This window comes from Nostoc mirabile CHAB5784 (assembly GCF_020829645.1).
In the GTDB taxonomy this organism is placed as follows: domain Bacteria; phylum Cyanobacteriota; class Cyanobacteriia; order Cyanobacteriales; family Nostocaceae; genus Nostoc; species Nostoc mirabile.
This window is the reverse complement of the sequence record NZ_JAIVFS010000004.1, coordinates 158,392-172,174: the sequence shown is the minus strand read 5'-3', so window position 1 is coordinate 172,174 and position 13,783 is coordinate 158,392. Positions and strand designations below refer to the sequence as shown.

Sequence of the window (13,783 nt, the reverse complement as noted above, 5' to 3'; positions counted from 1 at the left end):
TAGTTACTCGTTTGGTGATTGTTTTTGGCTAGTTCCGTGCAACTTAATAAAGCTATCAAAAGCATACCATGCTAAAACATACCAGGGAATAATTTCTAACTGCAACCCTTTGTTAAGTAATTGCCGCAGCGAAAGACTAGCTAATCCTAAAGGGAAAAGAATCCGCAGATCAAAAGCACCATGTGTTGACTGTTTGACGCGCTGGTTTAAGTCAACAACCGCAGATGATACTCCTGCTGCTGCCTCGGTGTTACCCTCGGTAACATCGGCAAAAATTATTCCTAAATCTTTAAGTGTTGCTAGCACATTTTCTAGACTGCCATCTTTACCATCGTGATTGATAACAATACTGCCATGATGGACATTTGTCTTAACTTGATTAATGTGAGAATTTGCTGACAAAGCATTGGCGATGCGTTGCATCTTTTCTGGTTGACGATGGGAATGAGCCACTCTTAACCGCAATCTTCCGGGAGTCGAACTTACAACTTTTGTAGATATCGGTTTTGGTGGTGTTTTGAAAGTGGGTTTGTCTATAATTTCCGGCATTTTATTGTAAGTGCTATAACCATTAGTCAACATGCAACCACCTTTTTTACTTGTGTGATAGTGGATTCTTTGTTGTGGGTTTGTTATCTATAGGAATGAGTGCAAAATTACTAAAAAACGAACCGCAGAGAAGCCAGTGCGTTGGGCGGCTCTGCCGACTTGTTCGCGCAGCGTCTCCCCTTGGGAGAAGCATCTGGCGCGACGCAGAGAACACAGAGGAATAAGAGGAGCGAGAGAGTTTTTGCGCTATCTTGCACTAGGGACTTCCAAAACATAAATTATATTATGTCCGCTTGATTACTTATTAAACCCGGAGAACCCCACCCCGCCAAAGCTGTGCTTTGTCTCCCCTCCCCGCCTGCGGGGAGGGGTTGGGGGTGGGGTTCTTTTATTTTGGTAATTGGAAGTCGCCTATGGGGAAGAATTTAACTTGCTAATAGGCAGATGAAATTACACACCATTATCGGCGACATTATCCGCATTGGTGGCAGTGGCTTCAAACACGGGGGTTTCTTTTTCTTCAGCAAGTTCTGCTCTGGCTTCGGCTACCATGTCTTCCCAGGTTTCTCCTATTTCTGCAATGGTTCCTTTGCTTCTTTCATAAAGACCAATTCCGCCTTTGATGACTGACTTGACTAAGGGTTTACCAACTCCAGCGACAATGGGCAATAGAACAGGTGCTAAGAGGACTGCACCAATTCCGGCTATAATACCGGGAGCGCCTGCATCTTCAACAAAATCACTAATTTTAGGTGCCATGTTCAATTTTCTCCTATTAATTAAGAAATCTTGGAAAGCTTTTTAAGATACTCTTGGCGGCATAGTTGTATCATCTTGCCGATAGTAGAGCTTTATGTTGACGATTTTTAAGAATTGGACGCAAACCGTTGACTCCGGCAACTACGGTTGAGCCATTGTTGACTACTGTTGCAGCTAAGGGGTTAAGACCAAAGAAAACGGCTATCACCATTGCCGCTAGGTTAGGAACGGCAACAAGTGCTGTGTTTTGCCGAATCAATTGCTTGGCTTGACGAGCGATCGCGATCGCTTCTAATAAACCATGCAAGTCATTCTGCATCAACACTAAGTCTGCTGTCTCGCGGGCTATCTCAGAACCGTTGGCAAAGGATACGGAAACATCTGCGTAGGCTAAAGCTGGCGAATCGTTGATCCCATCACCTACAAATGCAACTGTCTTACCTTGTTCATGCAGTTGGCGGACAACTGTTGCCTTTTGTTCTGGAAAAGCTTCTGCGTGAGTATGCGTTGGCAAGATACCAAGTTCAGCAGCAACAGCAGTAGCAGTTCGCTGATTATCGCCGGTTAGCATGTGAATTTCTACACCTTCGACCGTCGAAAGTGCTGTAATGACTTCCCGGCTTTCGGGACGCAGAAGGTCACTATATTTAATAATACCTTGAAGTTGACCATTGCTAGCTACATAAATCGCTGAATCTGTTGATTTTTGCTGACCATTTAGCGCTGCCATGTCAACGCCACTAGAACGCAAAAAGCGATCGCTCCCAACATAAACTGTCTCTTCATCAATCAGAGCTTGCACGCCCAAACCTAGTTGATAGTCCCACTTACTACGCGGCAAAATTGCCACTTGCTCTGCTTGGGCATAGCGAACAATTGCTTCTGCAACTGGATGAGTTAAACGCTGTTCGGCGGCGGCTGCCAATTCCAACACCCGCAATCTTGATGTTGCTGGATTGAGACTTTCCACACTGACAACATCGACTTCTCCCTTAGTCAGTGTCCCCGTTTTATCAAAAACTATGGTATCAACTTCTGCTAGTTGTTCTAACGCCCGTCCGCTACGGATGAGAATCCCCCGCCGTGCAGCATAAGTTAATGCTGCTAAAACTGTTGTGGGGACGGAGACTCGAATACCTGTAGCAAAGTCTAGAGTTAAAACGCTAGCTGCCCGTGAGGGGTTGCGGGTTGCGGCAAATACTGCCCCACCAAGTAGCAAAGTTGGCACAACAGCTTTTTGAGCAAATTTTATGGCATAATTCTCTATCCGGGTGTCGTGGACAGGCGCTTCTTGCATTAACTTAATGCTTTGTCCGGCGCGGGTATCATTCCCTATCCATTCTGCAAGAATATAAATTCGTCCTTCCCGTACCAGCGTTGAGGCAAAAACTGGTTGTCCCTTTTTCTTCAAGACTGGCATCGACTCGCCAGTTAGTTTTTGCTCATCTAGCAGGGCTTTACCTCGCAAAATGCTACCATCAACCGGCACTTGTTCGCCAGGGTAAACAATCACTGTATCGCCACGCTGCACATCTTGAATGGGAATTTGTTGCTTGTCGCCATTGCGTTCCACCCAGACAAATTGCCCCAGAGAACTAAGTAAATCTAGAGTTTGTTGAGCAGAAGAACGAGCCGTGCGATCGCGGATATTTTCGCCCACTTCAATTAAACCGAGCATCAGCGATGGTGTGAGAAATTGGCCTTGGAAGGTAGTAATAGCGATCGCCATCAGATCCAAAAAGTCAATATTCAATTTTCGCTCTACCCTAATACCTTCCCAGGCTCGTTGGATGACGGGTAGTGTGGCAATGGCGATGGGAAGCACCACTATTAAAGGTGGCATTGGTAATCCTAACGGCCCCCCCAGTACTGCTAAAGTAGTCGCAAGGGCGGAAAGTTGTAAACCTGGCCAAGATGCCTCTTTTTCGGTTTCCGATAAAGATGTAGAGTTTTTGAGAACGACTACAACACTTGCAGCCTGAATCAAATCGTGAAGGTGCGATCGCATCTTCGCATCGGAAACTTTATCAGATTTATAAGTAACTGCAACCGACATTGCCGCAGGCTTGACACGGACATTCTTCACCAGCGCATCTGCTGTTAACAACACTTCCAGACGCTTGGCATAATCGGCATCACAGCGTAAGCGAGGTACGCGAAACCGCAGTCTTCCCGGAGTTGTATGGATAACGCTGTAGGTAACGTTGGGTAACTCTCCTTGAGAGTGTCCATTAGTGTCAATTAAAGAAACTTTTCCATTCCCTTCCAACACAGTGAATTGAGATTTTGGGGGTGATGGTAGTTGCACTGCTACTTTTGCCATTACTTTTCTTTAATCCAAAATTGTTACACTTCGATGAAAATCAGGCTCTTTATTAAGGTAAAGAGAGCAAATTAGCTACCAATCCTGCGAGATTGATTAGCTATCAAAAGTTTGGTTATTTGTCATTTGCTGGATTAGTTAGGGACTTCCAAATAAAAAAATACTCAAAAAACTGGCGAAAAAACTCTCTCCTCCTTATTCCTCTGTGTCGCGCCAGTTGCTTCAAGTCGGGGAACCCGCAAGGGCGCACTGGCTTCTCTGTGTCTCTGTGGTAGCCTGCGGCAAGCCGCAAAGCGTCTACGTTTATTTGGATAATTTATTTCTTGGAAGTCCCTTAGCTAACTTATCGCTGTGGCGGGATCATTGGCAGATTCAATTAAATTGACTAGATGAGATATTGGTGTTAATAAAAAGCTTTGCACTCGCTTCTGAGAATTCCGCATCATTCCAGTTTTATAGGTAATGACAACTGATCTCGCAGCGCTATTAACTCGCTCACTGGTAACTGTAGAATCTGATTTGAGTAATGTCTCTAACCGTTGGACATATTTTGGATCGCAGGCAATTCCAGGCACACGAAACCGCACCCTTCCGGGAATTGCATGAGCAATGCTATAAGCTACTTTTGCAGGTTTTTTTGGTTGTTGAATTACAGAATCAGCCGAGGATGCCGAATTGCTTTTAGTCTTAGAGGATGTTTGAAAAGTCCTTTTATTGGTATCAAAAGTTTTAGATCCTCCTAAATCCCCCTTAAAAAGGGGGACTTTGACTCCGGTTCCCCCCTTTTTAAGGGGAGCCAGCGCGGTCTTGGGGTCTCCCCAAGTGGAGCGACTGGCGTGGGGTAGGGGGGATCTAAAAGTACCTAAAGTCACAGTGAAACACTTTTCAAACAACCTCTTAGAGACTGACGCATCCGCAGAGGATAAGGAGAATGTTGCTGATGTCTGCTTCTGGGCTTCTCTTTTTGGCTTTCTATCCTGCCTGTCTTCTGTCGTCACCGCAGTTGAGCATGGTTTGAATTGGTTTGCAGATGCTGATACCACTTCTGCATTACCAGCCAACTGAATCAAATTAGCCAAATGCGATCGCATGTCAACATCTGACATTAGATCAGATTTATAGGTAATGGCAATTGATCCTAGCATAGTAGTATTGACTTGCTGATTGATTACCAAAGGCTCATTGGCAAGCAAGGCGAGAAGACGTTGCATATATTTTTCATCTTCTCTAATCTGAGGTATGCAAAACGCCACTTGTCCGGGAAATGCACAAATAATGCTATGTGCTACCCTTGAAGGCGGCATTTTTGGGCAATTAATCTCGTCTGTGACTGTTTGCTCTTGTTTTTTGTCTAAATCTGCTACCGTTTCTAAATTTAAACCAGTCATAATTGCCCTCCAGTATTCCGCAATTTGAAACTGTATATTAGGTTCCCAAGGGTAAGTTCGCCATAATACCTAATGACAATGACATCGCAGGCGATTTTAGGTTAGTCCACAGACTGGATAACTGTGGAGTTGTTTGGTTTGCTGTTGTTGAGTTGATAACTTCAGCAGTCTGAGTAACCTGAGTTGTATGATTTGCCGTTGTTGCGTCTGTAATTTCATTCGTCTGACTAACTTCTTCTAGGGGTTGATTAGCCGTTGTCATGCCTAGTGTTGGTGGGTTTATCTCCAACGCTAATTCCATCAGACTCACCCAATAAGATAATGGAATATCACGAGACTGATAAGCGATCGCGATCGATGCTGCATCAAAATTCACACGCACGCTTGTAACTTCAGCATCGGTTTTCACTATTCTCTCAAGTCGCCGCCCATAGGCTCGATCTTCAGCAATTTTTGGCACATTGAAGCGAATACGTCCACCAATTGCATGCACTACACTGTAGTCAATCTTTGCAGGTGCTACCACCTTGCTAGCCTTCTCAAGATTATTTGTTGACTTTTCTGGTTGGATAGTAGATTTGCGCTCCTCTTTTGATAATTCCGATATCGCAGAACTGGTGTTATTACCTTCGTTTTTTTCTGATGTCGGAACTTGAGAGCCAAGATAACCAATTACACCACGGGTTGCATCCGCCGCAATCATATAAACTGGAATCGATACCCAGCCATGAATTCCCAACCCTCCTGTTACCGCCAAGCCTGTCATCATCGGAATTAAGGAAATGCCCTGCTCTTTCCAAAATAAAGGAGATTTCCAAGCTGCAAAGGGATCGGTCTTGCTAGGTGAATCAGACGAAGCCTGTGGCTGTTGGATCTCAATATCGGATTTTAGCGCCAAAATTTGCGGTAATGAGAGCTTATCTTCATCAAAATTAACTACCAAACTGCCCGTTTGCTCATTCACGCTAACTTCCCTCACTCCTTCTAAGGAGCGGAAATCTTGGGCTATGTTGTCTAGTATCGAGTTGAGACTACTGTCAGTGGTACGGAGTCGCACGCGCCCGGTAGTTACATGAACTATTTGCAAGGCACCTGAGGGCTGTGACTTCGTAACTAAAGCGATCGCTTTACTTGTACTCTGATTAACTTCGTTGCTTTGTGGTGTAGAGATGAAATTAGGAGATATTTTCGCTAAAATATTTAATTTTTCACGATTACTGCTATTTTTAGTCATTTACCGAATTAGCCAATAGCTACATCAAGTTAAAGGTTAACAATAGATTAAATGTAACTCAGGGCTAGGGGTTAAGTATGTGTCTTCCGAATTATTTTTTATAACGTTTTGTTATGACAACCCTCAATCCCTCTCCTTGGTATTGTCGGGGGAAGCCGGAGGCAGGGTGAGGTTTTATATTTAATTTGACCCACTTACTTGTAGCCGTAGTCACATAGGTTAGGACAGTGTTGATTAGACCTTAGGACTTACGCAACTAAGTATATGTCATTGCGACCGAAACGTAGTGTAGGGAAGCAATCTCGGTCTTGGGGAGATTGCTTTGCTGTCGCTGGCAATGACGTTTTTTCGTCAAAATGCGTAAGTCTTAGACCTCTTGCATAAATAAAAAATAAAGAACCCCACCCCGCATTTGAGTAAACTTACGCTCCCCTCCCGAAGAGCCTACGGTGTACACACAAGTCTTTTGGTTCACAACACAAGTACTTTGGTTCACAACACAAGTACTTTCGTTCACAACACAAGTCTTTTGGTTCAGGGACTTCCAAGAAATAAATTACCCAAATAAACGAACCACTCCAGACACAGAGAACACAGAGGAATAAGGAGAGAGCTTTTTCGTAAATTTATTGGGTATTTTTTTATTTGGAAGTCCCTCACAACACAAGTACTTTGGTTCACAACACAAGTACTTTCGTTCACAACACAAGTCTTTTTTGAGCCTTTGAGGGAATAAAACAGCTTTACTTTTCAAGAGGGGTTGGGGGGATTAAAAATCTGTGGAGCCACTCTAAAAGACTTGTGTGTACACGGTAGCCCGAAGAGTTCTTAGGGGTTGGGGGTGGGGTGTTTTTGATTACTCTGGTGAGGTCACGTTGCAAGACTCTGTTTTTGCACCCCCACCAAATTTTCAATTTGGTGGTCAACAAGACAGTGGCGGGTGAATCCCCCACTGAAAGATTGCTGAATCCTGAATCCTGAATCCTGAATTCTGAATTCTGAATTCTGAATTATTAACAATTTTGTGAAGCATATCTTAAAGTTACTGGAATTTGATAAGATTTCCAACAAGTAGAATAACTGCTTGTTCTCTTTTTCTTGAAGCCAGTCATTTCGGGCCTTTTTTGGGAAAGGAAAATAAAAAATGTCTCATCTATTGTGGAAAACTCTGGTATTAAGCCCAGTAGTTTTGGGAGTGACAGTGTTGGTTTCCGCTAAGGCTATGGCTACTAAAGTACCAGCCTCTTCTGAAGATATAAATGCAAAAGTTGCTCAGGCAGAAGCACCAATAGCTTCTAGTGCTTCAATATTCATCCAAACACAACCAAAAAATCAGCAGTTGGTTGCCCAAAAGACTGATGATAAGAAGGTTTTAGAACAAGTTAACCGCTACAGCAGTGAAGGCAAGAACCAAAATTCACTGTCTCAAGTCACATCAGTTTCTCAATTTTCTGATGTACAGCCCACTGACTGGGCATTCCAAGCTTTGCAATCCCTGGTTGAACGCTACGGTTGTATTGCTGGATACCCCAATAGCACTTACCGTGGCAACCGGGCATTGACTCGTTATGAATTTGCCGCAGGTTTGAATGCTTGTTTAGATCGGGTTAATGAACTGATTGCCACAGCAACGGCTGATTTGGTGACAAAACAGGATTTAACAACCCTCCAACGTTTGCAAGAGGAATTCTCGGCAGAACTAGCAACTCTGCGTGGCCGAGTCGATGCTGTAGAAGCACGAACTGCTGAACTGGAAGCAAATCAGTTTTCCACTACTACAAAATTGGTGGGTGAAGCCATTTTTGCCGTTACTGATATTTTTGGCGGTAATACTGGCGATGCGAACAATACTGTCTTCCAAGATAGGGTACGTTTAGATTTGCAAACCAGTTTCACGGGTAGAGACGTTTTACACACCCGTCTTGCTGCTGGTAATGCAGGAGCCTTTTCATTAAGGGATAACGCTAATGGGGTTATCAATAGTGCTGAAGGTACACAAACATTTCAACTCGCCGGTGGAAGCACCAATAACAGTGTCGTTATAGACTGGCTGGCGTATTACGTACCCATCGGCCCAGCCCAAGTTTACTTGGCGGCCACCGGAGGTATTCATAGTGATTATGTTGCCACTAACAACCCTTACTTTGAGGACTATGATGGCGGTAATGGTGCTTTGTCTACCTTTGCTTCTGAAAGTCCCATCTATCGCATTGGTGGTGGTGCAGGTGCAGCACTAACTTTACCCTTTGGTAGCGGTGGCAGTTTTTTCAAACCAAGTTCACTGACTGTAGGCTACTTGGCATCAAATGCTAATAATCCTGGAGTAAATCAAGGTTTGTTAGAGGGTAACTATGCAGCTCTTGGACAGTTGAACTTTAGTGTTGGCGATCGCTTGGCGATCGCTGCTACCTACGTTCACGGGTATCATGGTGCTGGAAGTATCGGTTTATTTGATGCAGGTGGTGGTTTGACGACTGGCGCTAGCCCCGTCGTAGGTACTGGTCAAGCTAACAGCCTAGCTAACAACCTTACTGCCCTAAACGCATCTTCCAGTAATTCCTATGGTGTGTCGGCAGCCTTCAGACCCAACGACAAACTGTCAATTAGTGGGTTCGTTTCTTACCACGATGTCACAGGCTTTGGTGCAGATGATGATTATGAAGCTTGGAGCTACGGTGTTGGGATAGCCTTACCTGACTTCGGTAAACAGGGTAACGTTTTAGGTATTTTTGCTGGTGCGGAACCCTATTCCTTTAACCGGACAGGTGTTGCTGCTGGTAATGATATACCCTATCACTTTGAAGGTTTCTACAAGTATCGCGTATCAGATAACATCTCAATCACCCCTGGTGTCATCTGGTTGACCTCGCCTGGTCAAAATAGCGGTAACGACGATGCGATTATCGGTACGCTGAGAACAACTTTCACCTTTTAAAGGTTTTAGGTAAATACTGCTTTTGTTGTGATTTGGCGAACTTTTTTGATTGTGTCATGATCATAGTTGACTCCAATTGTAGGGGTTAAATGAAAGGTGATCGCCCTCGGCCAAGAGTCTGCGACGCCGAATAGCCCGTCGTAGACATCGCCTTTCTTACTTTAATATATAGTATTACTTTATACTTCTCAATGACTTCAGAAGTATTTTTACATAGAATTAGGATGAGGAATTCGTGTAAATTTTTGTGCGATGTCTTTTGATTCGCCCTTCTCTACGAGAGGCTGCGCCAACGGGTTCGGGAGTGACGCTCCTGCGTCGCTAACGCTGCGCTATCGCAATCGACGGGAACCGCCAAGACTGCGACTCCCTCACCGCAACTCTTGGAGACGCTTTGCGAATGCGTCTACGCTTTGTATCAGTTCAATTGTTGCGTTCGCCCTACAGCCCTTCGGGCATCCTACGGCAGGCGTTGGCAAAGCCATCGCTTTTGTGTTTAATAAAAGCAAGTTTGCTAAGTTCCTATATTAAATTCGGGCAGTCGTTGATTGAATTCGGGCAGTCGTTGATTGAATTCGGGCAGTCGTTGATTGAATTTGGGCAGTCGTTTACTGAATTCGGGCAGTCGTTGATTGAATTTGGGCAGTCGTTGATTGAATTTGGGCAGTCGTTGATTGAATTTGGGCAGTTGTTGATTGAATTCGGGCAACCCCCAAGAATTTACATAAAGCCATTCAATATATTTGTCATAAATATAGGACTTACGCACTGTACAAATTCATCGTGATGTGCATTAACGATGCTCCCGGAAGTTTTCAGGCTTTTCTTAATTATCCTGCGATCGTCAATAGACCATGCTGTAGGGGCACAGCAATGCTCATACGTGTCAACTTAACGTAAAAGTGTTGTCCCGCAAGGAACTGAAGTTCCTTGCTAATAGCGAAAGTCATCTAAAAGATGACTAAATTTCTAAAAATCTTTAGTCTACTTCAGTAGACTTTAGCTAAAAGCCAAAGAACTTTAGTTCAAGGCGGGTAAGGAAGCCAACAGTTAAGCTATTTCTAGCTTAAGTTGACACCAATGAGCAATGCTGTGCCCTTACGAAAGATGTTGTAATACGATCGCGCCAACGATCTGACAACTCAGGGCTGGCGCGATCGCGATGACAACATTACTGATAAAATATCCAAAATGCGAGAACTTTACCCAGCGATCAAGCCTTACTTAGAAGGTAGTTTACAGGTTTCTGACCTTCATACCATTCATTTTGAAGAGTCAGGGAACCCGCAAGGTCAACCCATCGTTTTGCTGCATGGGGGCCCTGGTGGTGGATGTCCAACTTTTTATCGGCAATATTTCCACCCCGAAAAATGGCGGTTAGTGATGTTTGACCAGCGCGGTTGTGGTCAAAGTACGCCCCATGCTGAATTACGAGAAAACACCACTTGGGATTTAGTCAGTGATATCGAAAAACTGCGCCAACACTTAGGTATAGAAAAGTGGACAGTCTTCGGTGGTAGTTGGGGTAGCACTTTATCATTAGCCTACAGTCAAACCCATCCCTCTAGATGCGCGGGATTAATTCTCCGTGGTATCTTCATGCTGAGGCAAAAAGAGTTGCGATGGTTTTATCAAGAGGGTGCTAGCTATATTTTTCCTGATGCTTGGGAAGAATATCTCAAACCAATTCCCGTAGATGAACGTGATGATCTAATCGCAGCATATTACAAACGCTTGACCAATCCAGATTTAGAAATTCAATTAACAGCAGCGCGTGCTTGGTCAATTTGGGAAGCTAGTACAAGTAGACTTTTTTTAGACCCAGAACTCATGCAAAAGTTTGGCGAGAGTGAATTTGCTTCAGCTTTCGCACGTATTGAATGCCATTACTTTATAAATAAGGGATTTTTTGAAACAGAAGATCAATTACTCTTAAATGTAGACCGCATTCGCCATATTCCGGCTGTAATTGTTCAGGGACGCTATGATGTAGTCTGCCCAATGATATCAGCTTGGGAATTACATCGCGCTTGGCCGGAAGCAGAATTTATTGTGGTTCATGATGCCGGGCATTCGATGAGTGAATCAGGAATTCGTAGTGCTTTGATTGAGGCAACAGATAATATTTAATTCGGTTGAATATTTAAATTTCTATAAGGATGCAATTGTTAGTTTCCAAACATCTAAGGGATTACAAGTTGATGGAATTGTTGGTATAAAAACTTGGGTAGCTTTACTATGGATTTAGAACGAATTGTACACTCAATAAATAGCCCCATACTCAACATCAATTAAATAGACCTCTTGCATGAATCCTCAAAACCCCACCCCAACCCTCCCCTTATTAAGGGGAGGGAGTAAACTTACTCGATTTCCCCCCTTTATAAGGGGGGACTAAGGGGGGTCTATTTAATATTCGTGCAAGAGATGTAATGTAAAGATAGGTGATGCTTTACATTTAATGTTTACTTGTTTGAATTAGCGATCGCAATTGTTTTAAATATAGCTACTTATTGAAAAGCTCTCAAGTTGCTTCCAGGGTTTTTGAAGAATTAGCAAGGGATAAATAAATTCAATTTTGTACTAGAAACCTTGCTATGAGCGATGAATCGCTCACTACAAACTAGGATTTTATTGTATGTTTAATTATGCATACTTAATTAATGTATTTTTTCTATACTTGATTAGGATCTTGAAATGCACAAAAGTGAGATTCGACCTGGAAAAAACCTTTAAGGATTCGTTTGAGTGAATTAAACTTAACCCGCCTGATAGCTTTAGTCACTTCTAACCACTGCCGTTTTCTTTTACTTGCTTCTGGATAATCTTCACTCAGCATATCAACTGGTAACAAATACATCTTAACTCGGTAAATTTTGCCTCGTTTGCGGTACTTGTAACTACCGAGTTCATTGGTGTCTACCTGCCCAATTACCCCTGCTTCTTCCCACGCCTCTTTGGCTGCTGAAGCGGGCGGACTCATGCCATTAGGAATATCTCCTTTCGGAATTACCCAGTGTTGAAAGTTACGGGTTGTGATTAGCAAGATTTCGACTTTGCCATTGTTCACTCTATAAGGAATCACCCCAGACTGTTTAAAGACTTTGCTGATTTTTCGACTCATGTAATTTGCATCCTTTACGGTCTAGCTTTTTTGTACAATGTTTATTTCAAAAAGTCGAGAGCTGATACCGGATAAATTTTAGTTAACTTCAGGTTATGAAAAGGTTAAAAAACTTTATTAACCATAAAAGTTAATTATTGAAAGTTATTGATTGTTGAAGTAACGCCGCACATCTATGCAGCCCTACCGTAAGGCGGAAGTCAAAATTCATGCATTCACGCATTCACGCATAATTGTATTCCGAGCTTCTTGCCCCATTTGAAATGGTATGCTTATTTCCGCGCCCGCTGTACTAGGCTTGTAATTTTACAAATATAAAATCAACTGCTGTAAAATGTGTATTTCTGATGGCTGATTGACAAATGCAGCACTATTCCAAATATTAGATATTCTAGCTTAATGCTATAAATTTAACTAACTTGACTTTTTCATATTTTGATAGATATACAGCGAAGATATTGTATTTAAATCTACTTCTTTACGCTCATCTTGATCTTTATCCTCATTAGTATTTTTAAACAGTACTGTAAACGCACCAGCACCTAACATATCCTGAGGAAACATCCGATAACAAGGCATTTTAGTTAAATGCGACTGATATTTGGCTAAATTACTAATCTCTATTGCCTGAAACTGGGGAAAGCGTTCCAAGAACCATTCACAAACTTGCTCATTTTCTTCGGGTGAATATGTGCAAGTCATATAAGCAAGATAGCCTTGTGGTGAAACAAGTTTAGCTGAGTTTGCTATGATGCGTTTTTGTCTATTTGCACTCTTATTAATAGCAGTTGGGTGAAAACATCCGGGTGCTTTTTCACCTTTAGCTAGTAAAGATTGTCCAGTACAAGGAGCATCTACTATTACTAGATTGCTAGAGTAGGGAAACATTTCGGCAAATATACTAGAATCTCTATTAACTACTGCACTAGGGCTAATCTGGCAACGCTTCAAATTAGAAATTAGCATTCCCAGACGTTTGCCAATTACTTCATTACTGATGAGTAAGTCAGGTTGTAAAGCTTTCCAAGCAAAGATACTTTTACCTCCTGGTGCGGCACACATATCAAAAACTAAACTTACTGGCACAGGAATAGCTAACAAAGTAGTAGCTGCAAACACTGAAGAAAAATCTAAACAATAGAAATATCCTTGTTGATGTAAGGGATGCTGACCAGGTTTTTCTCCCAAGGATAAACGGTCTATAAATTGTGGTTGCCAATAGGTTGGTGTTTCCACTGTCAAAGGCGAAATCTCTGTCTTTTCTTTACACCAAAGAATACTCGGTGAAAAAGGCTGAGGATTCATTAAAGCCTCAATAAATTTTTCTTGATCATCTAGATTATTGAACAAACGCCGCGAGACTTTAAGTAATAAATTAGAAGGTTTTTCCATGTGGATTATTAATTACGAATTACGAATTACGAATTACGAATTAGCTTGTATCCAAATCAAAATAAAACTGTTACACAAG

Annotated in this window: 10 protein-coding genes; 3 read left to right on the top strand and 7 right to left on the bottom strand. The window is 42.7% G+C overall.

The window, feature by feature from the left end:
* Positions 1-3: 3 nt before the first annotated feature.
* From LC653_RS05105 to LC653_RS05085, 5 genes are all read right to left on the bottom strand, one after another.
* Complete coding sequence (locus tag LC653_RS05105) at positions 4-582, bottom strand: HMA2 domain-containing protein (protein WP_229493049.1); 579 nt, start codon at positions 580-582, stop codon at positions 4-6.
* A 417-nt stretch (positions 583-999) separates the two neighbouring features.
* Entirely contained in the window at positions 1,000-1,308 is a 309-nt protein-coding gene (locus tag LC653_RS05100; protein WP_229493047.1) for a DUF5132 domain-containing protein, read from the bottom strand.
* A gap of 70 nt (positions 1,309-1,378) precedes the next feature.
* Positions 1,379-3,631 (bottom strand): heavy metal translocating P-type ATPase, encoded by a 2,253-nt coding sequence (locus tag LC653_RS05095; RefSeq protein WP_229493046.1) that lies wholly within the window; start codon positions 3,629-3,631, stop codon positions 1,379-1,381.
* Positions 3,632-3,969: 338 nt separating this feature from the next.
* The gene (locus LC653_RS05090) at positions 3,970-5,019 is read right to left on the bottom strand and encodes a hypothetical protein (RefSeq protein ID WP_229493044.1); all 1,050 of its coding nucleotides are present in this window, start codon (positions 5,017-5,019) and stop codon (positions 3,970-3,972) included.
* 37 nt (positions 5,020-5,056) lie between these two features.
* Positions 5,057-6,253, bottom strand: a complete 1,197-nt coding sequence (locus tag LC653_RS05085; RefSeq protein ID WP_229493042.1) for an HMA2 domain-containing protein — start codon at positions 6,251-6,253, stop codon at positions 5,057-5,059.
* Positions 6,254-7,397: 1,144 nt separating this feature from the next.
* Between LC653_RS05085 and LC653_RS05080 the strand changes: the two genes are divergently transcribed.
* The 3 genes from LC653_RS05080 (at position 7,398) to LC653_RS05070 (ending at position 11,436) form a co-directional block, all read left to right on the top strand.
* A complete protein-coding gene (locus tag LC653_RS05080) occupies positions 7,398-9,188 on the top strand; it encodes an iron uptake porin (protein ID WP_229493041.1) in 1,791 nt (596 codons plus the stop codon).
* A 1,191-nt stretch (positions 9,189-10,379) separates the two neighbouring features.
* Entirely contained in the window at positions 10,380-11,318 is a 939-nt protein-coding gene (gene pip / locus LC653_RS05075; protein WP_229493039.1) for a prolyl aminopeptidase, read from the top strand.
* Entirely contained in the window at positions 11,296-11,436 is a 141-nt protein-coding gene (locus LC653_RS05070) for a peptidoglycan-binding domain-containing protein (RefSeq protein WP_229493037.1), read from the top strand. The genes pip and LC653_RS05070 overlap by 23 nt, the downstream gene beginning before the upstream one ends.
* A gap of 426 nt (positions 11,437-11,862) precedes the next feature.
* On the opposite strand, the gene LC653_RS05065 is transcribed toward LC653_RS05070, so the two are convergent.
* Together LC653_RS05065 and LC653_RS05060 are read right to left on the bottom strand one after the other, a co-directional pair.
* Positions 11,863-12,312 (bottom strand): NUDIX hydrolase, encoded by a 450-nt coding sequence (locus LC653_RS05065; RefSeq protein WP_229493035.1) that lies wholly within the window; start codon positions 12,310-12,312, stop codon positions 11,863-11,865.
* A 414-nt stretch (positions 12,313-12,726) separates the two neighbouring features.
* A complete protein-coding gene (locus tag LC653_RS05060) occupies positions 12,727-13,704 on the bottom strand; it encodes an RsmB/NOP family class I SAM-dependent RNA methyltransferase (RefSeq protein ID WP_229493034.1) in 978 nt (325 codons plus the stop codon).
* Positions 13,705-13,783: the final 79 nt, after the last annotated feature.